This is a genomic window from Pseudomaricurvus hydrocarbonicus, from assembly GCF_011602365.1.
Classification (GTDB): Bacteria; Pseudomonadota; Gammaproteobacteria; order Pseudomonadales; family Cellvibrionaceae; genus Pseudomaricurvus; species Pseudomaricurvus hydrocarbonicus.
This window is the reverse complement of record NZ_JAAONZ010000018.1, coordinates 59,075-85,032: the sequence shown is the minus strand read 5'-3', so window position 1 is coordinate 85,032 and position 25,958 is coordinate 59,075. Positions and strand designations below refer to the sequence as shown.

19 protein-coding genes are annotated in these 25,958 nt (G+C 55.2%); 6 read left to right on the top strand and 13 right to left on the bottom strand.

The genetic code is table 11. The annotated features are described in order from the left end of the window. Nucleotides 1–20 precede the first annotated feature (20 nt). Genes G8770_RS18955 through G8770_RS18945 form a run of 3 tightly spaced genes read left to right on the top strand, consistent with a single transcriptional unit; the run spans nucleotide 21 to nucleotide 8,474 of the window. Nucleotides 21–6,962: an Hpt domain-containing protein gene (locus G8770_RS18955; RefSeq protein ID WP_167190663.1), complete on the top strand. Its 6,942-nt coding sequence runs from the start codon at nucleotides 21–23 to the stop codon at nucleotides 6,960–6,962. 30 nt (nucleotides 6,963–6,992) lie between these two features. Beyond that, complete coding sequence (locus G8770_RS18950) at nucleotides 6,993–7,940, top strand: chemotaxis protein CheB (protein ID WP_167190660.1); 948 nt, start codon at nucleotides 6,993–6,995, stop codon at nucleotides 7,938–7,940. A gap of 45 nt (nucleotides 7,941–7,985) precedes the next feature. Further along, the gene (locus G8770_RS18945; RefSeq protein ID WP_167190657.1) at nucleotides 7,986–8,474 is read left to right on the top strand and encodes a chemotaxis protein CheW; all 489 of its coding nucleotides are present in this window, start codon (nucleotides 7,986–7,988) and stop codon (nucleotides 8,472–8,474) included. Nucleotides 8,475–8,528: 54 nt separating this feature from the next. On the opposite strand, the gene egtD is transcribed toward G8770_RS18945, so the two are convergent. The 9 genes from egtD to exaC all read right to left on the bottom strand — a co-directional run bounded on the left by egtD (nucleotide 8,529) and on the right by exaC (nucleotide 19,672). After that, nucleotides 8,529–9,521 carry an L-histidine N(alpha)-methyltransferase gene (gene egtD / locus G8770_RS18940; RefSeq protein ID WP_167190654.1) on the bottom strand — a complete coding sequence of 331 codons (993 nt, stop codon included), beginning with the start codon at nucleotides 9,519–9,521 and terminating at the stop codon, nucleotides 8,529–8,531. 122 nt (nucleotides 9,522–9,643) lie between these two features. Beyond that, nucleotides 9,644–10,924 carry an ergothioneine biosynthesis protein EgtB gene (egtB, locus tag G8770_RS18935; RefSeq protein ID WP_167190651.1) on the bottom strand — a complete coding sequence of 427 codons (1,281 nt, stop codon included), beginning with the start codon at nucleotides 10,922–10,924 and terminating at the stop codon, nucleotides 9,644–9,646. Between the two features lie 347 nt (nucleotides 10,925–11,271). Continuing rightward, complete coding sequence (locus tag G8770_RS18930; RefSeq protein WP_167190648.1) at nucleotides 11,272–12,090, bottom strand: MBL fold metallo-hydrolase; 819 nt, start codon at nucleotides 12,088–12,090, stop codon at nucleotides 11,272–11,274. A gap of 177 nt (nucleotides 12,091–12,267) precedes the next feature. After that, nucleotides 12,268–12,996 (bottom strand): 16S rRNA (uracil(1498)-N(3))-methyltransferase, encoded by a 729-nt coding sequence (locus G8770_RS18925; protein WP_167190645.1) that lies wholly within the window; start codon nucleotides 12,994–12,996, stop codon nucleotides 12,268–12,270. A gap of 50 nt (nucleotides 12,997–13,046) precedes the next feature. After that, a complete protein-coding gene (gene metF, locus G8770_RS18920; RefSeq protein WP_167190643.1) occupies nucleotides 13,047–13,892 on the bottom strand; it encodes a methylenetetrahydrofolate reductase [NAD(P)H] in 846 nt (281 codons plus the stop codon). 132 nt (nucleotides 13,893–14,024) lie between these two features. Beyond that, nucleotides 14,025–15,422, bottom strand: a complete 1,398-nt coding sequence (gene ahcY, locus G8770_RS18915) for an adenosylhomocysteinase (protein WP_167190640.1) — start codon at nucleotides 15,420–15,422, stop codon at nucleotides 14,025–14,027. A gap of 291 nt (nucleotides 15,423–15,713) precedes the next feature. After that, nucleotides 15,714–16,925, bottom strand: a complete 1,212-nt coding sequence (gene metK, locus G8770_RS18910; protein WP_167190638.1) for a methionine adenosyltransferase — start codon at nucleotides 16,923–16,925, stop codon at nucleotides 15,714–15,716. A 14-nt stretch (nucleotides 16,926–16,939) separates the two neighbouring features. Continuing rightward, nucleotides 16,940–17,950, bottom strand: coding sequence for a metalloregulator ArsR/SmtB family transcription factor (locus tag G8770_RS18905; protein WP_167190633.1), 1,011 nt, complete (start codon nucleotides 17,948–17,950; stop codon nucleotides 16,940–16,942). A gap of 201 nt (nucleotides 17,951–18,151) precedes the next feature. After that, nucleotides 18,152–19,672, bottom strand: coding sequence for an acetaldehyde dehydrogenase ExaC (gene exaC / locus G8770_RS18900; protein WP_167190630.1), 1,521 nt, complete (start codon nucleotides 19,670–19,672; stop codon nucleotides 18,152–18,154). A 332-nt stretch (nucleotides 19,673–20,004) separates the two neighbouring features. On the opposite strand from exaC, the gene G8770_RS18895 reads away from it, so the two are divergent. Beyond that, nucleotides 20,005–20,967 (top strand): AraC family transcriptional regulator, encoded by a 963-nt coding sequence (locus tag G8770_RS18895; RefSeq protein WP_167190627.1) that lies wholly within the window; start codon nucleotides 20,005–20,007, stop codon nucleotides 20,965–20,967. Nucleotides 20,968–21,061: 94 nt separating this feature from the next. Here the strand turns inward: G8770_RS18895 and G8770_RS18890 are convergent, their stop codons facing one another. The 4 genes from G8770_RS18890 to G8770_RS18875 form a co-directional block, all read right to left on the bottom strand. Then, nucleotides 21,062–21,769, bottom strand: a complete 708-nt coding sequence (locus G8770_RS18890) for an NYN domain-containing protein (RefSeq protein ID WP_167190624.1) — start codon at nucleotides 21,767–21,769, stop codon at nucleotides 21,062–21,064. A 70-nt stretch (nucleotides 21,770–21,839) separates the two neighbouring features. Further along, nucleotides 21,840–22,259 carry a LexA family protein gene (locus G8770_RS18885; RefSeq protein ID WP_167190622.1) on the bottom strand — a complete coding sequence of 140 codons (420 nt, stop codon included), beginning with the start codon at nucleotides 22,257–22,259 and terminating at the stop codon, nucleotides 21,840–21,842. 188 nt (nucleotides 22,260–22,447) lie between these two features. Beyond that, nucleotides 22,448–22,936: a cupin domain-containing protein gene (locus G8770_RS18880; protein ID WP_167190619.1), complete on the bottom strand. Its 489-nt coding sequence runs from the start codon at nucleotides 22,934–22,936 to the stop codon at nucleotides 22,448–22,450. Between the two features lie 70 nt (nucleotides 22,937–23,006). Beyond that, on the bottom strand, nucleotides 23,007–24,020 hold the full coding sequence (locus G8770_RS18875; RefSeq protein ID WP_167190616.1) for a phospholipase A: 1,014 nt from the start codon (nucleotides 24,018–24,020) through the stop codon (nucleotides 23,007–23,009). 272 nt (nucleotides 24,021–24,292) lie between these two features. On the opposite strand from G8770_RS18875, the gene G8770_RS18870 reads away from it, so the two are divergent. Beyond that, nucleotides 24,293–24,772, top strand: coding sequence for a peroxiredoxin (locus tag G8770_RS18870; protein WP_167190613.1), 480 nt, complete (start codon nucleotides 24,293–24,295; stop codon nucleotides 24,770–24,772). 94 nt (nucleotides 24,773–24,866) lie between these two features. Next, nucleotides 24,867–25,955, top strand: a complete 1,089-nt coding sequence (locus G8770_RS18865; RefSeq protein ID WP_167190610.1) for an endonuclease/exonuclease/phosphatase family protein — start codon at nucleotides 24,867–24,869, stop codon at nucleotides 25,953–25,955. Nucleotides 25,956–25,958 lie beyond the last annotated feature (3 nt).

Here is a 25,958-nt window from a genome sequence, read left to right as displayed (position 1 = left end):
AATCAAGGGGATGCCTGACGATGGCAGATAACCGTAATTTTGCAGCCTTAGACTGGGTTATCGGTGAAATTGACGAAACGCTGAAACAGGCACGTCAATCGCTGGAAGCTTATGTGGAGAACCCACAGGATTCCACCCGTATTCGCTTTTGTTTGACGCATATCCACCAGGTGCATGGCAGCTTGCAAATGGTGGAGTTTTTTGGCGCCGCTTTGCTGGCCGAAGAAATGGAAGCCGTTGCCCAGGCCTTGATGAACGGAGATGTGAGCAACCAGGGTGAAGCCCATGAAGTGCTGATGCGAGCCATCTTGCAGCTGCCACTTTACCTTGATCAGATTAAGGCCAAACGCAACGATGACCCGGGTACGCTGTTGCCCATTCTTAACGATTTGCGTGCGGCGCGTGGCTCCAGCCTGCTGTCAGAAAGTCAGTTTTTTAGCCCGGATCTGAGTGCCGCCAAAAAAATTATGGGTGAGAAAAGTCCTGCCCAGGCCAACCCGGCTCAGTTTAAAGCGGTGTTGGAAAAGCTTCGTCAGATGTATCAATACGCCGCAGCCGGTGTGATTCGTGGCGTAAAAGTTGACGAAAATCTTCAGTATCTGCAAAAAGTATTTACCCGTCTCCACACCTTGACTGCGGGCACGGGTCGCCAACCGCTTTGGGACATTGCCCAGGCGGTTGTTGAGGGGCTGACCGACGAACAGATAGAAATCAGTGTTTCGGTTAAAACGCTGTTGCGTCAGCTGGACAAAGAAATTCGTTTGTTGGCCGAGCATGGGGTGAAAGCTCTCAACAGCTATACCCGTGAAGAGTTAATTAAAAACCTGTTGTATTACGTGGCTCGCAGCCAGGTTAACAGTTCGCGTATTGAACGTTTGCGCCGCGATTATGCGCTGGATGAGGCGTTGCCGGAACAGCTTCCGACCGATGCATCTGGCACCATGTTGTCGGGCCCAGACCCCGAAACCATGCGCACGGTCGTGAACGCCCTGAATGACGAATTAGCCATCATTAAAGAAGCGCTTGATGATGGGCTGTCAGGTAATGATGACACCCTGATCAGCGAAGCTCTTCCGGTGATGAAACGGGTTGCGGATACGCTGGCGGTGTTGAGTGTTGGCGACTTGCGCAAGCAAATCTTATTGCAAATCGAAAACCTGGAGGCCGCCAGCAGTCAGGGGGGCGTCAGCAATGAGCTGTTGATGACGGTTGCCGATGAAATTTTGGCGATTGAGCAACACCTGGAAGCGCTGGCCAGCAACGGTAACCACAGATCGGCATCCACGGCCCAGAACTCCCAGCAGGTACAGTTGAATCGGGCACAGGAAACCGTCCTGAGTGAAGCCAGAAACGGTCTGGAACTGGCCAAAGATGCGATTATTGAATACATCGCTTCCCAGTGGAATAAAACACATCTGACCAACGTTCCCCAGCAACTGGAGGAGATTCGCGGTGGCTTGGCGATCATTCCTTTGGCGCGTCCTGCCGCTGTTTTACAGGGCTGTAGTCGTTATATTCAGGAAGAATTACTGACCAAGGAAATCTCTCCGGAATGGAGCGCGCTGGATACCCTGGCCGATGCCATTGCCAGTGTGGAATACTTTCTGGAGCGCCTCAGTGGGGACCGGGAAGATGACGACGATGTCCTGTTAAGCCTGGCCGAAGAGAGTATTGCCTCGCTCGGTTACGGTGTGACAGATGCTGCACGCAGTGCGGCGCCTGTCGCCAGCAATAGTGCCAGTACCGCTAATGCCGCCAGTGTTCTGGAAAAAATGGCCGCGGTGGAAAATGTCGCGATTGATGCGTTGCCGGTTGAACATCAGACGGTCGGAGATGAGCCGGCCGATGCAGTTGATGACGAGCCGGTTGAGGCTTCGGTCAGTGATGCTGATGACTCTTTCCGGGCAGCTGATGCTTCCTCCAGTAATGTTGATGATGCTCTCGATGCCGCTGAAGGCTCTCTCGATGTTGTGGAAGACTCTCGCAATGTCGTTGAAGACTCTCGCAATGTCGTTGAAGACTCTCGCAATGTCGTTGAAGACTCTCGCAATGTCGTTGAAGACTCTCGCAATGTCGTTGAAGACTCCCCCAATGCCGCTGAAGAGTCCCCTGGTACCGTTGAAGAGCCAGCCAATGCGGCTGATGGAGCAATCGATACACTGACTGCGACGACGGATAGTGAGTCGCTTCAAGGCGCGGTTAAACTCGATGAGGCTGTGATTTCGAACTCTGCCGAAGCGCAGGCTTCGGTGGGTGGCGCTGCTGCGGCCGACCGCCGCGAAGAAGCAGAAGATGATATCGATGATGAAATTCTGGAAATCTTCGTTGAAGAAGCGGGCGAAGTGTTGGAAGCCATCGATGAGTTCTTCCCGCTTTGGTCGGAAAACTTCGATGATAAAGACTCTCTGAACGAGTTTCGCCGAGCTTTCCATACCCTCAAAGGCAGCGGCCGCATGGTTGGAGCCAATGACATTGGTGAGCTGGCCTGGTCGGTTGAGAACATGCTGAACCGGATTCGCGATGGGGTGATTGCCCCTCACGCCGTGCAGGTGACCTTGATCACCTGTGTGCGGGCGGTGTTGCCTGAGTTTATTCACGCCTTTGAACACAAACAGCCAAACCCCAATCCACAGTACTCAGAACAACTGTCGGCCTGGGCGGAGAGCATTGGCCTGGGCCATGACCCCGAGGCCTTGCTGGCCGACCTTCAGGGGTACTCGGCAAGCTCGGCGGCGCCGACAACGGCTGATGACACGCCGGTCTTCGACGCCCCTGTCAATACAGCGCCAATCCTTGAAGAGGAAAGCGTCGATCGTTCGGATACCGTTGCCGACTTGCCAGAAGAGCAGTTTGAGCCGCTTAATGCTCAGGTTGAGGGTGTTAACCTCGCCGTGACTGAGCCTGAAAGGGCGTCAGAGAGTATCGCGCTGACGGTTGACGATATTCCCGTACTGGAAGAGCTGGCGACAGAATCTTTACTGGCTCCGTCGGACACGAGCTCGAATGACCTTGCCGACGCGGACCGCGATCAGGCTGCATTTTATGCGCAGCCGAGCCCGTCTGCGTTTAACGCAGCCACTGTAGCTGACTCCGACAGCGTTGGCCTGGATGATGGCGCCGGTTTTGGTGCCGGCAGCGACGAAGATGATGACAGTGGCGAATCCAATGCGATCCTGTGGGAAATTTTTGGTTCAGAAGCCATTGGCCATTTAAGTGTTGTAGAAGATTTCATTGCCGAGATGGAAGCGGCGGCACCTCTTTATACGCCGCCCAGCGAGGCGATGCAGCGTGCCCTGCATACCCTTAAAGGCAGTTCGCACATGGCAGATGTCTATGACATTGCTGAACTGGCGACGCCGCTGGAGCGTTTTGCCAAAGAGCTGCGCACCTATCAGGTTAATATCAATGACGACATCTTACAGCTGATCAAAGATGGCGTGACTTATACGCATCAAGCCCTGGCGCAGATTCGCTCAGAGGGGATGGCCACCATCGTCAAGCTGCCGCAGTTTTTGGCGCGGGTGGCGGAATTGCGCGACCTGTTTGTGGTGCCGCTGATTCGCCAGCATGAGCAACGGGAAGAGAAAGTCGTTGATCCCAAGCTGCTGTCCATCTTCATGGCAGAAGAGATGAATTTGCTGCTGGATGCCGATGTCATCATTGCGCAGTGGCAACTGTTACCGTCTCAACCCGATAAAATCGATCTGATTTCCCGTGAACTGAATACCTTGGCGAAAGGTGCAGAGCACGCCAACCTGCTGCCGATGTCCTTCATCAGTCGTCAGCTGGCCGCCGTCTATCAAGTGGCAGGTGACGACCTCAGTGCCGTCAGCGCGGAAGAATTTCAGACGTTGTTGACCGCCCACGAAAAACTGCTGGATATGGTGGATGCTGTGGCTGCGGGTCAAAACCTGCAGCCGATGGATGACCTTCTGGGCCTGCAATTGCAGCAGCTGCAACAGCACCTGGAAGCTGAATCAGCATTGCCTGTGGGTGCAGAGACAAGCGGCTTGTACCGTGCTGATGTTGACGATGCCGCCCTGGATGGTGAATTGGCGAGCGGTCTTGACGAGCTGGTCAGTGAAGATCTGGCAGCAGCGCCGCTGGTGGTTGCAGAACCTTATGCAGTTGGGGAGACGTTTGAGGGCAATGAGGCTGTTGTCGCTGACGACTCTCAGTCTGAAGAATACCCCGAGCCAGACCTGGATTGGGGCGAGCCCCTTGATGTGGCAAACGTTGAGGTAAACGATGCGGGCGGCACTGCCGGTGAGTTAGCCGGGGCGTCAATGCCTGCTGACAATGGCGACGGGGCTATCGACGCCGTGCCGGAAGCCGTTGCACCGGAAATCGTTTTTCCAACCACAGGAACCGTGGCTGCGGATGATGTCGCGGACGAAGATGACATTGATCCCGAAATTATTGAAATCTTCCTTGAAGAAGCCGATGAGCTGATGGAGGACATTGAGCAGGCGGTACACGATTGGTCTGAAGACTGGTCCCGCATGGATTGCTCGGAAGAACTGCAGCGCGCTTTGCATACGCTGAAAGGCGGCGCGCGATTGTCGGGAATGACGGCGGTGGGCAACATCGCTCACGATTTTGAAACGGACGTGATCCATCTGTCCGAAAACGCTGTCATTACGCAAGACTTTTTTGTCCGGGTGAACGCCTATCAGGATCAACTGCTGAAAAGCATTGAAGCGGTTAAAGCCGGTATGGCAGGGCAGGGGGATTTGTCAGAAGCTTTGACCTTCCAGCCTGAGACTGTGGCGCAGCCGTCCGTACCGGCAGCGCCTGCTGAAGCCCAGGTCGCTAATACTGAGTGGACTATCGCAGAAACTCCGTCCAAGACTGTGGACTCGGGGTTGGACTCAAATCACCTGGTCTCCAGCGCCGCAGAGCAGGTTGTTGCCGCCATGAACAAGGTGTCGACGGCGCCGGCTGACAACACCTTCCAGCTACCACCAGGTACCTCCAAAGAGGTGGCTGCGGCAGGTGGCGCGCTGGCGACACCTTTCCAGGTTAAGCGCAACGCACCCCAGGAAGTGGTCAAGGTATCTGCCGAATTGCTCGAAGAGCTGGTCAACCTCGCGGGTGAAACCTCGATCAGCCGTGGCCGAATGGAAGAGCAGGTCAGTGAGCTGGGCTATGCCATTGATGAAATGGACGCGACCATTGCGCGTTTGCAAGAGCAGCTGCGTCGCCTGGACATTGAAACGGAAGCCCAGATCCTGTTCCGTCAGGAACAGATGGCGGAACAGGATGACTTTGATCCGCTGGAGATGGACCGCTATTCCCAATTGCAGCAGTTGTCACGCTCGCTGATCGAATCCGCATCGGATTTGATGGACTTAAAAGTGACGCTGCAGGACAAAACCCGTGACACGGAAACTTTGTTGTTACAGCAGTCACGCATTAACACCGATCTGCAGGAAGGCCTGATGCGCTCGCGCATGGTGCCGTTTTCCCGGATGGTGCCACGTCTGCGCCGAATTGTTCGTCAGATCTCCAGTGAACTGGATAAACGGGTTAATTTTGAGCTGGACAACGTCGAAGGTGAAATGGACCGCACGGTGTTGGAGCGCATGGTGGCGCCTCTGGAGCACATGTTGCGAAACGCGGTCGATCACGGTATCGAATCCCCTCAGCAGCGCATGGCTGCCGGCAAGCCGGAGTCCGGTCGTATCGTCCTGACTCTCGGTCGTGAAGGTGGCGATGTTATTCTGCGGCTGATTGATGATGGTCGCGGGATTAACCTGGAGCGAGTACGCGCCAAGGCCATTGAGCGCGGTTTGATGAGCGCAGAGGCGAAGCTGACTGACCGTGAAATCATGCAGTTTATCCTCCACGCCGGTTTCAGTACCGCAGAATCGGTTACCCAGATTTCGGGACGTGGTGTGGGTATGGACGTCGTGCACTCCGAAATCAAGCAGCTTGGCGGTGCGGTCAGCATTAATTCCCGGTGGGGTGAGGGCACGGAATTTACCGTCCGCTTACCATTTACGGTATCGGTCAACCGCGCTCTGATGGTTCGTATCGGTGACGATCGTTACGCCGTTCCACTGAATGCCATCGAGGGTATTGTCCGCGTCAGTCCGTTTGAGCTGGAACATTATTATCAGGACGAGCAGGCGCGCTTTGAGTACGCGGGTGAAAAATACAAAGTAAATTACATGGGTAATTTACTGCACAGTGATGCCAGGCCCAAGCTCGAAGGTCAGGCGATGCCTCTGCCGGTGGTTCTGGTGCGTACCGGTCCACACGCTGTCGCGATGCAGGTCGACATGCTGATGGGCAGTCGCGAAGTGGTGGTGAAAAGTTTAGGACCACAATTTGGTTTGGTCCAGGGTGTCTCCGGTGCAACGGTGATGGGTGATGGTAGTGTGGTGGTGATTCTGGATCCGCATGCAATGGTTCGCAAGGACGCTGCACTGCTCAGTTCCGGTGCCAACGTGTTGCAGAAACCGCAGGTCGCGGAAGTGAAAGAACAGGTCAAACTGGTGATGGTGGTGGATGATTCCGTTACCGTAAGGAAGGTGACCACCCGGTTCCTGGAGCGCGAAGGCTACGAAGTCATCACCGCTAAAGATGGGGCTGATGCCCTGGTGATGTTGCAGGATCAACTGCCCGACGTGATGTTGCTGGATATTGAAATGCCGCGGATGGACGGTTTTGAGGTGGCGAAAAACATGCGCTCCAGCAGCCGCCTGAAAGACATTCCAATCATTATGATTACCTCTCGTACCGGTCAAAAACACCGCGAGCGAGCGTTGTCATTGGGTGTTAATCGCTATTTGGGTAAACCGTATCAGGAAGACACCCTGCTGCAGAATATTCTGGCGGTCACCGGTGAGATTGATGACAGCGGTAATGATGATTTTGCCAGTGAGCGTGGCGACGCTGAGGGTGTTGCTAATCAAGACTCCAGTCCTGTGAGCGCCGGCCTGCCGCTTGAAGGATAGAGTTAAGACGGCCCCCGCGAGGGCCGCTTCATGACGACCCGGGTGCTGCAAGTCGGTTTGCTGGTGGAGTCTGCCGCTCAGCTCAATGTGCTCCGGCACTTGGTGCATGAGAGTGGGCATAAAGTTGCCGTGACTTTGTTGCTGGATGATTTCGGGCAGCAAAGGGAACGTTTGGCGGGTTTATTGGTGGACGCCTGGCTGATTATTCTGCCGCAGGAAGGCGATTGCGGAGCTGCGGTTGACGGCTGGCTGGAGCAGCTGACACAGCCGGTGATGATTGACGATGGCAAGCATTCTCACCCTGGTGACGAGGGCTATGATGCCTGGCGCCGGCGAGTACTGAAAAAGCTGCAACAATTACAGGGTGCCATTAATTTGGCTCAGCACCCTGCTGCGGTGGCAGAGAATATCTGGGTGTTGGCCGCCTCCACGGGTGGGCCAGAAGCCGTCAGAGATTTTTTTAAGGCTCTGCCCGACAAGCTGGACATCGGTTTTGTCTATGTCCAGCACATGAATGTGGGCTTTGAGCAGTCGTTGGTGGACATGTTGAATCGCAATAGTGCCTATCCCGCTTACCCACTCGCCGACGGCGACGTATTAAAAGCCGGAGCCACCGCAATCATTGCAAACGATCAGTGGATGGACTTTTTCAGCAACGGTACCGTGACGGCTCGCTCCGAATCCTGGCCGGGTTGTTACAGTCCGTCGATTGATCAGGTTTTTGCCAATATGGCTCGTTGCTTTGGCGCGCGCTGTAATGTCATCGTCTTCAGCGGTATGGGGAATGACGGTGCGAACGGGGCCAGACTGATTTATCAGCAAGGCGGCCAGGTTTGGGCTCAGGACCCTTCCAGCTGTACCGTGGCGTCCATGCCGGACATGGTCATTGCCTCGGAAGTGGTTTCCGTGGTGGCGACACCGGCAGAGCTGGCAGAGCGACTGGGTGAGTATATGCAGCCCCAACATCTTCAGTCTTAAGCGAATAAACGACTTCATTGAGTTAACAGCGAAATAGGTAGGGTCATGGAAAGTGCAATCAAAACCATTGAGCAACAGGCGTTGGAAGCAGTGCCAAGTTTGATGATTCCCCTCGCCGGGCGCACCTTGTTGGCGCCTACGGTGACGGTGGCAGAAATGGTTGCCTATAGTGAACCTGAACCGGTGCCCGGAGCGCCGGACTGGTTGTTGGGTTTTGTCGAGTGGCGGGACCTGAAGGTGCCTCTGTTGTCCTTTGAGGTGTTAAGTGGTGAAGGGGTGCCGGAAATTCAGCCTAAAAGCCGCATGGCGGTTTTCAACAATACCGGGGTCAGTGACGATCTGCCTTTTATCGCCTTGCCAACCCAGGGGATCCCGAAGCTGGTGCGTGTCACGGAAGAAGATATTTCAGAGGCCGAGGGCTTAAGCTGTCGCGCGTTGGAGCGCATGTATGTGATGCTCAGCGGTGAGAAGCTTTTGATTCCCGATGTCAGCGCTTTGGAACAGGTCTTCATCGACTGGCAAAAGAATCAATAATATCTGGGCTCCAGGCCCTCAACCTGGTTGGCGGCTGTCCACCACCTTGACCGATTAAAGCCTTTGCCAAAGTGAGTCGACAAACTGTTGCCGGGAATCGGTGTAATGTCGGACGACTTCAAAGCCATTTCGCCGGGCCATGGAATCAATCTCTTTAAGTCCATATTTGTGTGAGCTTTCCACCCACAGAGCTTCATGGGCATCAAAGTTAACCTGGAAGTTTAATTGCTTGAAGGTCACTGTTTGGTGTTCGGTGGCCACCAGAAAACTCTGCATGGCCTGTTCAAGCGGGTTGTAAATCTCGTAATGTTGAAACTTGCCTAAGTCAAAGTCAGCGCCCAGTTCTTGGTTCATGCGTTGCAGTAAATTCAAATTGAATTGTCGGGTCATGCCTTGTTCATCGTTGTAAGCGGCGAGCATGGTTTGATAATCCTTTGTTAAATCCAGACCCATCAATAACAGGTCGCCGGGGTTCAGTCCCTGATAGATGTCCTGCAGCAAACTGTCCGCGTCCTGGCTGCTGTAATTACCGATATTTGAACCGAGAAACAGCACCACATTTTTGCTGTGCAGGCCCACTGATTTCAGTCGCGGGAGCAGCTGTTGATAATCACCCTGCTGCCCGTCAATACGCTGTAAGGGAAACGCCTGATGAATCCTCCGCATTAATCCGTCAATGGCGTATTGTGAAATATCGATGGGGTAAAACAGGCAGTGCTGCTGGGCTTTTTGTAGCTGTTTGAACAGGGCAATCGTTTTGTCGCCATTGCCACAGCCAAGTTCAAACAGATTGAATGCTTCGTTACCCAGATGTGCAAAGAAGCGGGCACCGTATGAACGAATAATTTCCAGTTCGGTGCGGGTTAAATAATATTCAGGTTGCTCGGTTATTTGGTCAAATAATTGACTGCCTGCGTCGTCGTACAAATACATACTCGACAATTTTTTTTGCGGCCGACTTAAGCCCTCAATCACATCCAGGGAAAACTGATCGGCGGGAGGCGGGTTGGGCTGTCTGGTCGTGGCAGTTCGAATGGAGGTTGTCATACTGAGCGTGTCCTCATGTCTGAAACGGATAGCTAAAGTGAGCAGTTAACATCAGTCGTTAAACTGTTGGTCATTAACCCTGGCCTTATGTTTAAGCGGGCGGCGTGCGCCTGTTGTTTTATTTAGTCAGCGTCCTCGGCCAGCCTCAGCCCCGTGAAGGGCCAGCGTTGGTGGGGGTAATAAAAGTTGCGGTAGCTGATGCGGGCATGTCCTGCTGGTGTGACACTGCAGCCACCACGCAACACCATCTGGTTGATCATGAATTTACCGTTGTATTCACCAAACGCATCCTGCGCTGCCCGGTAGCCGGGGTAGGCACTGTAGGGCGACGCAGTCCATTGCCACACTGGCTGGCAGGCTCTCGATGTCAGTAAATGGGTGTGTTGCGCAAACAGCTCCCATTCATATTCTGTGGGTAAGCGTTTGCCTGACCAACGTGCATAAGCGTAGGCTTCATGAAAGTTGATGTGCATCACCGGTGCATTGAGTGACAACGGTTGCAGCCCGTCCAAGCCAAATTCGAACCACTGCGCGTCGCGCTGTAGCCAATACAGTGGGGTGTGCGTATCACGAGTGTGTGCTTCGCTGCGCATGGCTTCAGCCTGAACCCAGTCCCAACCTTCGCTTAACCAGTACTCGGGGCGAACATAGCCACCATCGCTGATAAAATCCAGGTAGTCGCCATTAGTGACCAGGTCGGTGGTTATGCGAAAAGCCGACAGCCACTGTTTGTGTCGGGGCGTTTCGTTGTCAAAACAAAAAGCCAGCTCGTCGCGGTTAACGCCAAAGTCGTAAATGCCACAGGTCGATTGCCAGCTTGATGAAGGCTCTGAACGGAGCGCAGTGGTAACGGCCGGGAGGCGCAGTGCCGACGATAAATAATCGGACGTGGCGTAAGTGGGCAGTCCGGGATTGCTCCAGAGAATGTATTTGATGTCCATTAACAGCAATTCCTGATGCTGTTGCTCATGGGCCAGCCCGAGGCGCAAAACTTCGGTTATCTGTGGCGGGATATCTCCGTCAAAGCGGTTGAGCCAGTCGATCATGATGGCGTCGACCTGATGGCGGAACTGCAGAATTTCTCGCAGAGTGGGGCGGGATAACGCACCGCGCTGTGCCTGCTGCCAATGGTTGCCCTGGGACTTGTAGTAGGAGTTGAACAACAGCGGGTAGTCAGCGCTGGGCCAGGGACAGTGGACGTTGTGTGGCTGAAGCAAGAAATTGACAAAAAACCAGGTGGTGTGAGCTAAATGCCATTTAGGCGGGCTGACGAAGGCTGCGGGCTGCACCACCGTATCCTCAACTTCCAGTGGCTGCACAATAGCCTCAGTGTGTTGACGAGTACGGCGATACTCTGCAGGCAGGTCACAAACGTCAAGTGCTCGCGATACAGTGTTTTGCATTTCAGTCCCTGGGTTGGCGTGAATGAAGTCATCCCATTGAAGTGACACGCTTGAACACTGTGGCGCTGGTGGGTCACAGGATGATGACAGGGTTCTAGAAACCATAGCAGTTATTTCAAGAGACGGGGTCGGGCAGTAAAAAAGCGGTGACGGGTTTCCGAAAACATACCACTGGCATTAAAGCGCCGAACGCAATGCGAGCCGGGTGTTGCTCGAGTGAGGGGGGGGGGGAATATCGTGCTGGCGAATACTGCATTATTAAAAACAGTACTATAAAGAGTCTTTTTAATAACGTATTTCTGAAGACGAACAGGAAACTTCCCCAGCGCAACGAGCGCCGAGGTGGGTTACTGGCGGTGGCTGGACAGATCGACCTGCAAGCACGAGGCAATCAAATTGCGTTTGCTGAAATTGTAGCGGGTGAGAATACCGATCGCGCCTTCTTTGCCGAGCAGTCGGCGGCTGATTTCGGTCAGCGGCAGGCCCTGGTCTCGCAGGCTCTGTGCCTCGGTGGACAGGAGCATCAGGTTGTCGTATTTCTCCCGTAATTTGGACTGACCGTTTTCCACCACCCCCCGGTGTGGACAGACGATGGTGTCAAAATCGTGGCCGAGGGTAAAGCGAATGCTGTCGAGCAGCGTGCCGACGTCTTCATCGCTGCGCAACAGTTTCAGGCGGCTGGCGATGTACAGGTCGGCGCTGAACAGCCAGCCACGATCGCGCATCAGATAGCAGGTCATGTCCTTGGCGTGCCCGGGCGTAAACAGCGCACTGGTGGCTTCACCCCCTATGCGGATGTCGTCAGGCAGCGGTTGAGCGTCGGCCAGACCGCAGTTACCCCAGATGACTTTTTGCATCGGGGGGATCTTGTAGCCGCGCTTGAGAATCTCAATGGTGAGTGTCGGTGCCATGGGTTGCACATCGGTCAAGCGGTGGATAGCTCCGGCATTACCGCTGTGATCTTCGTGGTGATGGGTTAGCAGCAATTGCTCGAAGGGCTCTGCTTCGATGAACGGTTTTACGTATTGCCATTGATTGGTTGGCCCGGTATCGATGACAGTGTCTTGTAAACGGTAAACAATAAACGACGTGTTGATGCCGAGATTGAAGCGCCCCACTCGCAGGCCGGTTAAATCTTTATGCTGATACGTTTGCATGACCGACATGACGTGTCCCTTCTGATTTGGTGTTCCGGATCGATTGGCTATCGGCTGTGGTCACGGGGTGTGAATGATCGCTGGACGATGGCTTTCAACGTGCCCGTCAATGTAACAAGTTGAGGGGGGAAGCACATTGATGAAATGTGCCAGAAGACTGACCGAATAGGTCAATCCAGAACAACGTTAACTTAAATCGCCCCACAGGTATTGCAGCACACTGATGGCCGCGAGCGGTGCGGTTTCGGTGCGAAAGACGCGGGGACCAAGCGTCAGGGGGTGAAACTCATGCTGCAGGGCGCGGTTGATTTCAGCGCTGGACAGTCCGCCTTCCGGCCCGATCACCAGGGCCACGGAGGACGGTGCTGCGCTGTCTGCCAGCGACACGTCGGTGCGATGGTGGAGGACAAAACGCCGGCTTTCCTGGACGCTCGGTAACCAATCGTCAAAGCGCTGGGCGCTGTTCAGTGCCGGCAGCGTATTGCGCTGACATTGCTCGCAGGCCGAGATCAGAATCTGCTGCCAGTGCTGCTGTTTTTTCTCCAGCCGCGGACCGGTCAATTTGACTTCCGTGCGTTCGGTAAACAGCGGGGTGATTGTCGTGACCCCGAGCTCGGTGGCTTTTTGCAGTACCCAGTCCATGCGCTCACCGCGGGACACGCCGATGGCCAGGTGGATGTTGAGCGGTGATTCACGTTCGACCGGGTCAAAGCGGGTGATGGTAACGCGCACCGCTTTTTTCCCGACGTCACTGATGGTGGCGGCATACTCGCCGCCTTGTCCGTTGAACAGCACCAGCTCGCGGCCCGCTTGCATGCGCAGGACTTTACCCACATGGCGGGAAGCGCTTTCCTCCAGCTCAATGTCGGTATTCGCCTGCAGCGGTTGCTCAGTGTAGATCCGGGGTATGCGCATAGTGCCTGGCTTTCGTATTCTGGTCGGTGTGGTTCTTGTCGGCCGAGTGTCTAGTCGTTGAGACCCAGATTTTTCACAATCGCCGCGGTGGGTTCCACCTGGTTCATGGTATAAAAATGCAAGCCCGGTGCGCCGTTTTCCAGCAGGGTTTCACACAATTCTGTCACCAGATCCAGGCCGAAAGCCTGTACGCTGGCGGTATCGTCACCGAAACTCTCCAGACGTTTGCGCAACCAGCGGGGAATGTCTGCGCCACAGCCGTCGCTGAAACGAATCAGGTTTTTGTAGTTTAGGATCGGCATAATGCCGGGGTAAATCGGATTACTGATGCCGGCTTTTTCGCACTGATCCAGAAAGTAAAAGTAGGCGTCGGGGCTGTAGAAATATTGCGTTAAGGCGCTGTCAGCTCCGGCATCAAACTTACCTTTCAGATAGCGGATGTCGTCGTCGTAGCTGGTGGCTTCCGGGTGAATCTCCGGGTAAGCCGCCACTTCCAGGTGGAAGTCATCGCCAAAGTGTTTGCGGATAAAGGCCACCAGCTGGTTGGCGTATACCATTTGAAAGGCACCGCCCATACCGGAAGGCATGTCGCCCCGCAGGGCCACAATACGATCAACCCCGGCGTCCTTGTATTCCTGCAGCAGGGCTTTCATCGTGGTTTCGTCATCGCCACCAAAAGACAAATGGGGGGCAACCGAAACACCATCTTGCTTAAAGGTTTTAATAATCCCCTTGGTGTTGTCGCGGGTTGATCCGCCAGCACCGTAGGTCACCGAAAAAAATTCCGGATTCAGTGTGTTCAACTGGTCGCGTACCTTCAGCAGTTTGCTGCGGCCTTCGTCGCTTTTCGGCGGGAAGAACTCAAAGCTGAGACGCAGGTTGTCATTATTGCTCATGATTTTTGCTCTGTGTCTGTACCACGCGCATAGCGTTTGGCACGTCTAACCTAGGGTCAATCGTCAGGGGTGATAGCGGTTAGTCGCTATTGTGGATCATGGCTAACCGCTAGTGAGTTTGTCACCCTTGAATCAGTACTTGTAGCTCTCGGGCTTGTAGGGGCCATTGACATCGACGTGGATGTAATTGGCTTGGTCTTCGGTCATGCGGGTAATCACACCGCCAAAACCTTCCACCATGTCTTTGGCCACTTCTTCATCCAGCTTTTTCGGCAGCACTTTTACGTACACCTCAGCGGATTTTTCTTCTTCCATCAGATTGGCAAATTTACGCTCGTACAGATAGATTTGCGCCAGTACCTGATTGGCAAAAGAGCCGTCCATGATGCGCGATGGGTGGCCGGTGGCGTTACCCAGATTGACCAGGCGACCTTCGGACAACAGGATCAGGTGATCGTTGCTGGCTTTATCGCGGTAGATTTTGTGCACCTGGGGTTTGACTTCATCCCACTCGTAGTTGGCGCGCATGAACGCTGTATCAATTTCATTATCGAAGTGACCGATGTTACACACCACGGCACCATTCTTCAGCGTTTGCAGCATCGCCGCGTCACACACATTGATGTTGCCGGTGGTGGTGACCACCAAATCGGTGGTGCCGAGTACGGCGGTATTGATGTCCGCCACTTCGCCGGTGTTGATGCCGTTGTTGTAGGGAGAGACCACTTCAAAGCCGTCCATACACGCCTGCATGGCACAGATCGGATCAATCTCGGTGACTTTAACGATCATGCCTTCCTGACGCAGAGAGGCGGCTGAGCCCTTGCCGACATCGCCGTAGCCAATAACCAGGGCTTTCTTACCGGCCATCAGGTGATCGGTGCCGCGTTTAATGGCATCGTTGAGGGAGTGGCGGCAGCCATACTTGTTGTCGTTTTTGGATTTGGTGACGGCATCGTTGACGTTGATGGCCGGCACTTTCAATTCATTCTTGTCGAGCATTTCCTGCAGACGGTGCACGCCGGTGGTGGTTTCTTCAGAAATGCCGTGGATGTCTTTCAGCAATCCCGGGTATTTGGAGTGAACCATTTCGGTCAGGTCGCCACCGTCGTCCAGGATCATGTTGGCATCCCAGACTGCGCTGCCGTCTTTGCTCGACAAAATGGTTTGCTCAATACACCACAGGAATTCTTCTTCGGTTTCACCTTTCCAGGCGAACACGGGAATGCCAGCCGCAGCGATGGCCGCAGCGGCGTGATCCTGGGTGGAGAAGATATTACAGGATGACCAGCGAACATCAGCCCCCAAATCCACCAGCGTTTCGATCAACACAGCGGTTTGAATGGTCATGTGAATACAGCCCATGATTTTGGCACCGGCCAGTGGTTGGGCTTCTTTGTATTTGCGGCGCAGGGCCATCAGTGCCGGCATTTCGCCTTCGGCAATGTCAATTTCTTTGCGGCCCCAATCGGCCAGGGTAATGTCGGCAACTTTGTAGTCGGAAAAACTGGAATCGGTAAAGCTGGTCATATTCAATCCTCTTGGTGCCGGTCCGTTACTGTTGTGATGTACGAGACCGGCTGACAGTGTTAGTCAGTACTGTGTTAGTCAGTAGCTGTGTCGTTCAAATTGCGTCGTTGCAAACATGTCGTTGAAACCATGTCGTTGCAACGGAGCAAGTCAAACGGTGTACTTCAAAATTCATGCAGTCAGTCACGTGGCGTGGCCAAAAAGCGCTGTGCCCGGCACCGCGTCACTGTGTGTGCTTAGCAATCCCCGGTGTTCACTGGACGTGACGCCCGTGGGCTAAAAAGCAGCGCACTAAGCCAGCGCGGCCTGCAGGGCTTCTATTTTGTCGGTTTTTTCCCAGGTAAAGGCGGTGAAGGTTTCAGATTTCTGCTCGCCGTTCTCGGTCCAGGTGTAGGTGTGCTCAAACGGCTCGCGACCGAAGTGGCCATAGGCGGCCGTCAGCTGGTACATCGGGTGCAGCAGGTCGAGCATGGTGGTAATGGCGTAGGGGCGCAGGTCGAAGGTGTTGCGGATGGCTTCGATCAACTTTGCGTCACTGACTTTACCGGTTCCAAAGGTGTTGATGGAGATCGACGTGGGCTCGGCCACGCCAATGGCGTAGGACACCTGCACTTCACAGCGATCGGCCAAACCGGCGGCCACCACGTTTTTCGCCACATAGCGACCGGCGTAGGCGGCCGAGCGGTCAACCTTGGAGGGATCCTTGCCGGAGAAAGCGCCGCCACCGTGACGGGCCATGCCGCCGTAGGTGTCGACGATGATTTTGCGACCGGTCAGGCCCGCATCACCCACCGGACCACCGATGACAAACTTGCCGGTGGGGTTGATGTGGTATTGGGTTTCTTCGTGCAGTAACTCGGCCGGCAGAACATGCTTGATGATGTTTTCCAGCACCGCGATGCGGATGTCTTCCTGGGACACGTCGGGGTTGTGCTGCGTGGACAGAACCACGGCATCGATCGCCACGGGCTTGCCATCTTCGTAGCGCATGGTGACCTGGCTTTTCGCGTCCGGGCGCAACCACGGCAAGATACCGTCTTTACGCAGTTCCGCCTGCCGCTCCACCAGACGGTGAGCGTAAAACACAGGCGCTGGCATCAAGGATTCGGTTTCGTTGGTGGCGTAGCCAAACATCAGTCCCTGGTCACCGGCGCCCTGATCTTCCGGGCGTGCGCGGTCGACGCCCTGGTTGATGTCCACCGACTGTTTGCCGATGGCGTTCAGCACGGCACAGGTAGCGCCGTCGTAACCGACCTCCGAGCTGTTGTAGCCAATGCCGGTGATGACATCGCGGATGATGTCTTCCAGATCCACATAGCAGGAGGTGGTTAACTCGCCGGCGACAATGGCCATACCGGTTTTTACCAGGGTTTCGACCGCGACACGAGCGTACTTGTCGCGGGCAATGATGGCATCCAGAACGGCATCAGAAATCTGATCCGCCATTTTATCGGGGTGACCTTCCGAAACGGATTCGGAGGTAAAAACGGAATACTCAGACATAAGTTGTCGTGCTCCTACTTATTAAGTGACCGCGCCTGCGGTCTGAAAAATTGTCGTACTTGAATTTGAAATCCATTGCGCAAGGCGATGTATTGGCTTTGTCCTTCCGTCAGGCCGGCGTGATGGGCCCAGCTGGAAAAATCGTCTGGCTCAAATCCCAGCCAGACATCCCCACAGGCTTCACGCGCCCACTGCTGATCGTGATGGCACAGGTCGGCGACCAACAGGCAGCCGTTTTCATTGAGCAGCTGACTGATGTCGTCAAACAGGTGCGCCGGCGAGGGTACGTGGTGCAGTACCATATTGATGACCACACAATCCGCCTTTAGCCGTTGCTGCACGGCCGCTTCCGTATCGCCGTGGATAAACGTCACATTGCTCAGCTGTTGCTGGTCGGCGAAAGCGCGGGCTTTCTCGAGCATGGACGCCGAATTGTCCAGCGCAATGACCTGTTCGAAGCGCGGCGCCAGTACCGACAGAAATTCGCCTTCCCCCGGGCCCACTTCCAGGGCGACCTGATGGCGGGATAAGTGGGTGTTGCTGAGCATCTCGGTGACGGCTTCGGCGTAGACCGGGTGGGCCGCTATCAGGTCTTGTTGAGCCCGAAATTTGCTGGCGTTGTCACTGAAAAATGCCTGCGACGCAGCGGCCCGCTCGCGCTGGATGTCCCGCAGTTGGTGGTGATATTCCGTCGCCAGCGGGGTCTGGTCCAGGGTCTGAAACAGGCTGGCCAGCAACTGGCGGTAGGGCGATTCTGCGCCGGGTAGGGCGCGCCGGTAGAAAATGGAGTTGCCCTCGCGGCGCGTGGCTACCAGACCCGCATTGGCCAGCACCTTCAGGTGGTGGCTCATGCCAGATTGCTTGATGCCAAAAATGCGGCTCAGCTCCATGACTCCAAAAGAATCTCGTGCCAATAAACGCAATATCTCCAGTCGCAACGGATCGCCGGCGGCCTTGAAAGTGGCGGCCAGATCGCTGGTGATGGGGGCTTCGGCATCGTGTACCGTGGATAACAGCTGAGACATGCGCAGCAGTCTAGCAGGGGATCCAATCTATATCAAAATATTTTGATATAGATTGATATTTGTCAATGATTTGTGTGCCATTGGCGGAGACGGGTTTGAAGGCAGAAGGCCATTGGGCGGGGCAGATCGCTTCGAACTGCCCCGCCCAATGGCCGTGTGTTGGCAAGGGCTCGCGCTGTGGCGAGCTGCTGTGTTGCGGTTTTAAAAGAACCCCAGAGGACTGGTGCTGTAACTGACCAGTAAATTCTTGGTCTGTTGATAGTGCTCCAGCGCCTTATGGTGCGTTTCGCGGCCGATTCCGGATTTCTTGTAGCCGCCGAAGGCCGCGTGGGCGGGGTAGGCGTGATAGCAGTTGGTCCACACCCGGCCCGCCTGAATGCTGCGGCCCATGCGGTAGGCGCGGTTCATGTCGCGGGTCCACAAGCCGGCGCCGAGACCAAATTCGGTATCGTTGGCAATGGCCAGGGCTTGGGCTTCGTCTTTGAAGGTGGTCACACCGATGACCGGGCCAAAAATCTCCTCCTGAAACACCCGCATGTCGTTGGTGCCTTGCAACACCGTGGGCTGGACGTAATAGCCATTGGCCAGGTCATTTGCGAGATGTTCCGCTTCGCCGCCGAGCAGCACCTTCGCGCCTTCCTGTTTACCGATGGCGATGTAATCCATAATGCGCTCAAATTGTTCGGCCGACGCCTGGGCGCCCACCTGAGTGTCGGTATCGAGCGGATTGCCGCGCACAATGGCTTGCGAGCGCTCAAGTACCATCGCCATCAGGTCGTCGAAGATGTCTTCCTGCACCAGAGCGCGGGAGGGACAGGTACAGACTTCACCCTGGTTGAAAAACGCCAGCGTCATGCCTTCCACGCATTTACTCAGATAATCGTCCTCGTGCTGCATCACATCGGAGAAATAGATGTTCGGGGACTTGCCGCCCAGTTCGACGGTGCTGGGGATCAGCGAATCCGCGGCACACTTGAGGATGTGCTGGCCCACCGGGGTGGAACCGGTAAAGGCAATTTTGGCAATCCGTTTGCTGCTGGCCAGCGCCTGGCCGGCTTCTTCGCCGAGGCCGTTGACAATATTGATGACACCCGGCGGCAGCAGGTCGTGGATCAGTTCCATCAGCACCAAAATGGAGGCGGGTGTCTGTTCGGCGGGTTTGAGGATGACGCAGTTACCGGCGGCCAAAGCCGGCCCCAGTTTCCAGGCGGCCATCAGAATGGGGAAGTTCCAGGGAATGATCTGCCCGACCACGCCCAGCGGTTCGTGAATGTGATAGGCCACGGTGGTTTCATCAATTTCGGCCATGGTGCCTTCCTGCGCCCGCAGACAGCCGGCAAAGTAACGGAAGTGGTCTACCGCCAGCGGAATGTCGGCCGCCAGGGTTTCACGCACCGCCTTGCCGTTGTCCCAGGTTTCGGCGACGGCCAGCATTTCCAGGTTTTGTTCGATGCGATCGGCGATGCGCAGTAATACATTGGAGCGCTCGGCGACCGGGGTTTTCCCCCAGGCGTCTTTGGCGGCATGAGCCGCATCCAGCGCCAGCTCGATATCGGCACTGTCGGAGCGGGGCACCTGGCAGAAAACACTGCCATTAATCGGGCTGATGTTGTCCAGGTAGCGGCCATTGGCCGGGGCGACCCAGTCGCCGCCGATGTAGTTTTGATACTGTTGTTTAAAGGTGAGGACTGAGCCTGCCTGTCCGGGGTTTGCGTAGATCATTTGGCGTCTCCTATTATTGGTTTACTCTGGGCCAAAGCGATGTTCTGAATACAGCGTTTACAACCGGTTCGTCAGTCGTGACGAGGTGATTCAGTGTCAGCATATACAGTATTGGGGTGGGGCCCTTGCTCGAGCGTCCGCAACACTGTGCTGTTTGTCCGTTGCGTAGTTAAGTTTAGTCGGTAAGATTAGCCCGTGAGGGCGAGGCGCCTCGAGGGACGTCAACCCGCCTGCACTGAGAGCCTGAGGTTCGGTAATCTGGAAAGTGAAAACGGCCGAAAAATAATGAAAACCGTCGAAATATAATTAAAACAAGAGGTTACGGAGTGCTTATGGTGTCTGAAGGATTGCATCACCAGGCCGCGTTTAATCGCCGCCGCCACGCCAGTGCCTCCGGTCCCCGGCAATTGGTGGAGAACCGCACCGTGTACGAAAGCCACAGTGCGGAATTGTCCATTTATGACACCTTTGCGGTGGCTGAGCGGGTGCGGCTGGATGCCGAGGAGCTGCTGTATTGCGGCATGATCAGCGGCAAGAAAGTGCTGCATGGCCGCAATCACTTTAACGCGCCGTTTCTGCCGCATGAGTCTTTTGTCATGGCCCCGGGCGAAACCATTGAGATCGACTTTCCGGAGGCAAGTTTTGAGGCCCCCACCAGCTGCCTGGCGTTGGGGATCAGCCGCAGTCGGCTGCGGGAAGTCTGTGACCGCCTCAACGACCAGCGACCCCGTCCCAGGGAGTTGGGCGAGTGGCGGCCTCAGGCGCAGCAGGCGCTGCATTTACTGCACACGGAAGCCACCCAGCAATTGCTGGTACGGATTGTGGGCAGCTTCCTGGGCAATGACGACGACCGCGATCTGGTGCTGGATCTGGGCGTGACGGAGTTGCTGACCCGCATGCTGCGACAGCAGGGGCGGGAGTTTTTGCAACGTTGCGCCCGCCAGGACCCCACCCTGACCGGGCTGACGCATGCGGTGCATTACATCGATACCCACCTGTCCGAAGGCATTGATATTGATCAGTTGTGCCGGATTGCCTGTATGTCCCGCAGCAAGTTATATCAGCAGTTCCGCCAGGTCATGGACGTCGGGCCAAAGGAATATATTCATCAGCGCCGGCTCGAGCGCGCCCGCGAGCTGATCGCCAGCGGTCAAAGCATTACCTCGGTGTGTTATGAGGTGGGCTATGTAAACCCCAGCCACTTTACCCGGCGTTTTCATCAGCAATACGGCCTTTCGCCCAGAGACTACGGGCAGAGGCACCGCAAAGATAGCACCCGTGGAGCCCGTGGATAAACGGCTCTGCCACTCAGGCGCTGTACTTTAGGTTTGGGCGCTGTACTTTAGGTTTGGGCATTGCAGTTTAGATTTGGGCGCGACAATGCCTTATTTATTTTCGGCGTTTGTTTTTGACCAGGTAAGACTTGTCCGAGCCTTTTTTGACGTCAAATAAATCAATCGCTTTGAACAGGCTGCTTAAATTCCGGTAGCCGTAGTTGCGGCTGTCGAACGAGGTTTTGTTGGAAATGTAGGAACCCACCGGCCCCAGCGAGGCCCAGCCATCGTCGTCCTCGGTGGCTTCAATGGCCTGCCGTAACAAGTTGATCAATTTGGTGTCGGATTTGATGTTCTTCGGTTTGAGGTCTGTGTCGCCGCTGCTTTTGGTCTCTTTGTCCAGATACAAAAACTTGGAGCAGGCGTTGACGAACGGTGAGGGCGTTTTGCGCTCGCCAAACCCAATCACCACTTTGCCTTCCGCCAGAGCCCGGGTCACCATGGGCGTAAAATCGCAATCGGAAGAGACAAAGCACATGACATCAATGTTTTTGGTGTACATCACGTCCATGGCATCGATGACCAGGGCAATGTCGGAGGCGTTCTTGCCTTTGGTGAGGTCAAATTGTTGAATCGGCTGGATGGCGTATTCGTGCAGCAGCTCCATCCAGGATTTCAGGTGGGACGAGGTCCAGTTGCCATAGGCCTTGCGGATGGTAACGACACCGTAGGTGGCCAGCTCACTGAGCACGTCTTCAAATTTGCTGGCCGGGGCATTGTCAGCGTCGATAAAGAGAGCGATCTTTTGTTTGTCTTCCTGCATGGCCGAATCCCTGCGGTAGCCTGCTCACGTTGAGCTGAGTGTGTCATGTCAATAACATAACATAGCATACTTACCGAAACTCCTTAATCGCACTCACGACCACCCCTTCGATGCGCAGGTCGGCACTGTCGGAGAGCGACAGCGCCGGTGATTCTTCGTCCGCGGACAGCAACTGGCTGTTGCGCAGATCCAGTACCCGGCACAGCAGCTCACCATCCAGGGCCGCGACCACCAGGTCGCCGTGGGCGGGGTGCAGGCTGCGGTCCACAATCAACAGGTCTCCGTCGAAAATGCCTTTATCGCGCATCGACTCACCCCGGGCCCGGGCATAAAACGTACTGGCCGGACGGCGAATCAGGTGTTGATTGAGGTCAATGCCGGGATCGTCATCTTCAACCGGGCTTTCAAAACCGGCACTGCTGCTGTGCAAATACAGGGGCAGGGTGATTTGTGAATGAATGACCGCGGGGGCAAGTTCAGCAATGTTCATGGCGCAAGCCTCTGAAGTAGTGACGGGTTTAAACGGCAGTGAAAACCGATCGTTCAAAATACGGTTACTGTATAAAAAAACAGTATATAGCGACAGGGGAAGTTTTGCCAAGCGCTTAAATGCAGAGGTAATCAGACGTGAGTGAACAGAGCTTAGGGCAGCAGCGGGGGCTATGGCATGAGCAGAGATTAGGGCGTGAACTGCTCAATCAGGGCGGCGTGCTGAGGAAACCGGTGCAGTAATTGCGCGCGCGCTCCGAGGCTCATGTCGTCAAATTCAAACCCCGGGCAAACGGCTTCGCTGATCAGGCCGTAATCACCGTGCGGCAGGTGCGACGCCTTCCAGACCCCGCCGGGGACGACCAGTTGCAGCTGATGCCCCTGTGACGGGTCAGGCCCCAGGGTGTGAGTGCTGAGCTGGCCACAGTCATCAATCAGGTAATAACGGATGGGCTCGCCCAAATGGTAAAAGTGCAGGATGTCGGAGCGGTTGAGGTGCCAGCGACCGATAGGCGCAGTGCGGGTGAGCAGGTAGAGAATCGATGTCAGGCGCAAGCGCGGCCCGTAGGCGGTGTCCAGTAACGGCCGCTCGCCGGACTCATAGGTGCGGCGAAAAAAGCCGCCCTCCACGTGGGCTTCAAGCTGCAGTTGTTGAATCAACGCCTCGGTCTTGGTCATATACTCGCTACTCCAAGGTGAATTGCGCAGCAAGAGAGGGCACCCTGGGGTGGCTACTCGCTACTCGCCCTTAAAACCAATCGTTCAAAATAAACCCAATGCCGATGCGCTGGTTGCGATGGTTGTAATCAATCAGCGTTTCGCCATACCCATCCACGTATTCGATGTAACCGTTAATCCGGCCGGGAAAGGGGATGCTCAGGCTGAGCGTGGTGGAGGTGTGATTGTCCTTGCTGCGAAAGTTGTTGCGGATTTGCGCAGAGAACACATTGTCACCCCATTTGTAGGTGCCGATAAAGTCCGCGTAACCCAGATACTTCTCGATGTCCGGATTGTCGTCCTGCGTTTCGTCTTCAGGAATTCGATACCAGGTTTTAAGGCCGAAAGCCCAGCGGTGTCTGGCCAGCACAAAGCTGGCGAACGCGCGGTTCCAGCTGCGGGACAAGTCGCTGGAGCGGCCATTGGACTGGTGGCCAACCCCGAGAGAGACCTCTTCCAGTGTGGCGCCAAAGACGTTGGCTTCTACGGGAAGGGACCAGAAAATTTCCGGTTCGTAATTGGTCTCCCGAAACGGAGCGGAGGCATCGTCATTGTAGGCCTGCCACAAAGAGACCTGGGTATAGCCCGCCCACAGGGTGGAGCCCTTCACCAGAAAGTCATCGTACAACGGAATTTTGAAGCTGATTTGAAATTTGATTTCTTCGTTATCCAACCCCTGATCTTCCAGCGCGGCGGCAATGTTTTGATAAGGCTTGGTGTTTGGGTCCTGCAGATAGGTGTACGGCAAAATGTAGGTTTGGCGATGGGGAGTGATGACGAAGCGGTTGTCGGCCAGCTGCTCTTCGCTGTTCAGGCGAATCTTCATTTCGGAAACCTGTTGGGTGTCCGGCGCCGCAGTGGCGGTTTCTGGCTCTGCAGTGGGCGCCACTCCGGTTTCTGTGATCAGGCTCTCGGGAGTGCCGAACAGCTCGTCATAGCAGGCCAGGCGGGCGGTGTCTTCGCCGAGGGTACGGCAATCCTGCGGTGCATCTGCAAAGGCAGGGAGTGCCGTTGTGATGAAGATAAGAAGCAGTGAAGTGCGCATGGTGTATCCTTATTAACCCGCGGGGACAATGGCGCGAGTATAGTTATCCCGTTTGGCTTATGCAGCGGTTATTTGCACAATCCGTGAAAATTGTGCTTTTAAACGCAAAGCAGCTGTGAGCTTGCGCTATAGCAGGGTTTGGATTAACGTCGTTGCCTGCTGACCAAAAGGGTCTTGGCGGTGTCAACGCCAAGGCTTTTAACGCCATCAGAAGAGCCGTTTACCGATCATGCCTGAAGCAGCGGCATTCACAGTTTTTTAGGAGAGTGATAATGACTATTCAAGTAGGTGACAAAATTCCTTCGGTTGAATTGAAGGTGATGGGCGAAAAAGGTCCGGAAACAGTAACCACCGACGAGTTGTTTGCCGGCAAGAAAGTGGTGATGATGGCGGTACCGGGCGCGTTTACACCCGGCTGCTCCATGACTCACCTGCCAGGTTATGTGGTAAAGGTTGATGAGATCAAAGCCAAGGGCGTTGATGAAGTGATTTGTACCGCGGTGAACGATGCGTTTGTCATGGCAGCCTGGGGCAAAGATCAGAATGCCGAGCACATCACCATGCTGGCCGATGGTAACGGTGAGCTGGCGACGGCACTGGGTCTGACCATGGATGCCAGCGGTTTTGGATTGGGGTCGGTGCGCAGCCAGCGCTACGCCATGATCGTCAATGACGGTGTGGTCGAACTGCTGAATGTGGATTCCGGTGAGATCGACAAGAGCAGTGCAGAAACCATTCTGGCGGCACTGTAACACCTTCGGGGCTCCAGCCCTCAGATCGCGGCATTGAATCGACAACCATGACATCGCCAATCGTTCAGTCTGTAAGCGCAGGATTTCTGGCAGTATGAAAAAAGTGTTTTACGGTCTGGCCGTGATAGGGTTGGCGGTGCTGCTGGTCATTGGCTGGGCCTGGCAGTCGGTGGTTTGGTATCCGCCGGTCGTCGAGGTCACGCCGTCCTGTGATCGCCAGGTCAACCCCTGGCCAGACGCTTCGCAACCGTTAAAAGTGTTGAGCTTTAACGTGCAGTACATGGCGGGCAAAAACTACGTTTTTTTCTACGATGTCGAAGGCGGTCCGGACACCAGACCCCGTCGCGAGGATACCGAGTGGACCCTGGATCGGGTCGCGCAAATCCTGCGTGATGAAAATCCAGATGTGGTCATGCTGCAGGAAATCAACGACGAGCACGATCGTCGAACCGGCTTTGAGGATCAGTTGGCGGCATTACAGCAGCGCTTGGGGGATCACGCTTACCCTTGCCAGGCGAATGCCCATTATTGGCAGGCAGGTCTGGTGTTACACCCTAAAGTGATGGGGGCTGTCAGCATGAAACTGACCACCTTGTCGCGCTATCCGATGACGCAGGCGCGCCGGCATCAATTACCGTTGATGGACAATGATCCGTTAACCCGGCGCTTTTATTTCCAGCGTGCCATCCTGGAGTCCTGGATCGCGACAGATTCCGGCCAGCCGGTGGCTTTGCTGAATACCCACTTTGATGCCTGGGGGGAAGGGTCCGAGTTGATGTCCCGACAGGTGGGCACCAGCCTGGCGCTGCTGACGTCGCTGGACGAGAAAAATATCCCCTGGGTGTTTGGCGGGGATTTCAATTTATTGCCTGACGACGGTAAGGCACAGTGGCAGAGGATCAGCCGGGACTTCGGTCATATTTACGACGAAGACTCTGCTGTCACGGCCTTGTACCAGCGCTATCGGGCCATACCCTCAAGTGAACATTTGTTGGCTGAAGGTGCTGCTCGTTGGTACACCCATTTCCCTAATGATCCCAGAGTCTCAGCGCCTGATCGGACCATCGATTATTTGTTTTACAGTCACCAGTGGCGGTTACACCAGGCATACATCCGTCAACACGATACGCTGGATGTGTCGGACCACTTGCCGGTGATAGGTGTGTTCAGCTTGCAGCAGTGAGCC

Excerpts from the sequence above, each read along its gene's own strand:
- G8770_RS18955 (WP_167190663.1), top strand. The coding sequence starts at position 21 with ATGGCAGATAACCGTAATTTTGCAGCCTTAGACTGGGTTATCGGTGAA.
- G8770_RS18950 (WP_167190660.1), top strand. The coding sequence starts at position 6,993 with ATGACGACCCGGGTGCTGCAAGTCGGTTTGCTGGTGGAGTCTGCCGCT.
- G8770_RS18945 (WP_167190657.1), top strand. The coding sequence starts at position 7,986 with ATGGAAAGTGCAATCAAAACCATTGAGCAACAGGCGTTGGAAGCAGTG.
- egtD (WP_167190654.1), bottom strand. The coding sequence starts at position 9,521 with ATGACAACCTCCATTCGAACTGCCACGACCAGACAGCCCAACCCGCCT.
- egtB (WP_167190651.1), bottom strand. The coding sequence starts at position 10,924 with ATGCAAAACACTGTATCGCGAGCACTTGACGTTTGTGACCTGCCTGCA.
- G8770_RS18930 (WP_167190648.1), bottom strand. The coding sequence starts at position 12,090 with ATGTCGGTCATGCAAACGTATCAGCATAAAGATTTAACCGGCCTGCGA.
- G8770_RS18925 (WP_167190645.1), bottom strand. The coding sequence starts at position 12,996 with ATGCGCATACCCCGGATCTACACTGAGCAACCGCTGCAGGCGAATACC.
- metF (WP_167190643.1), bottom strand. The coding sequence starts at position 13,892 with ATGAGCAATAATGACAACCTGCGTCTCAGCTTTGAGTTCTTCCCGCCG.
- ahcY (WP_167190640.1), bottom strand. The coding sequence starts at position 15,422 with ATGACCAGCTTTACCGATTCCAGTTTTTCCGACTACAAAGTTGCCGAC.
- metK (WP_167190638.1), bottom strand. The coding sequence starts at position 16,925 with ATGTCTGAGTATTCCGTTTTTACCTCCGAATCCGTTTCGGAAGGTCAC.
- G8770_RS18905 (WP_167190633.1), bottom strand. The coding sequence starts at position 17,950 with ATGTCTCAGCTGTTATCCACGGTACACGATGCCGAAGCCCCCATCACC.
- exaC (WP_167190630.1), bottom strand. The coding sequence starts at position 19,672 with ATGATCTACGCAAACCCCGGACAGGCAGGCTCAGTCCTCACCTTTAAA.
- G8770_RS18895 (WP_167190627.1), top strand. The coding sequence starts at position 20,005 with ATGGTGTCTGAAGGATTGCATCACCAGGCCGCGTTTAATCGCCGCCGC.
- G8770_RS18890 (WP_167190624.1), bottom strand. The coding sequence starts at position 21,769 with ATGCAGGAAGACAAACAAAAGATCGCTCTCTTTATCGACGCTGACAAT.
- G8770_RS18885 (WP_167190622.1), bottom strand. The coding sequence starts at position 22,259 with ATGAACATTGCTGAACTTGCCCCCGCGGTCATTCATTCACAAATCACC.
- G8770_RS18880 (WP_167190619.1), bottom strand. The coding sequence starts at position 22,936 with ATGACCAAGACCGAGGCGTTGATTCAACAACTGCAGCTTGAAGCCCAC.
- G8770_RS18875 (WP_167190616.1), bottom strand. The coding sequence starts at position 24,020 with ATGCGCACTTCACTGCTTCTTATCTTCATCACAACGGCACTCCCTGCC.
- G8770_RS18870 (WP_167190613.1), top strand. The coding sequence starts at position 24,293 with ATGACTATTCAAGTAGGTGACAAAATTCCTTCGGTTGAATTGAAGGTG.
- G8770_RS18865 (WP_167190610.1), top strand. The coding sequence starts at position 24,867 with ATGAAAAAAGTGTTTTACGGTCTGGCCGTGATAGGGTTGGCGGTGCTG.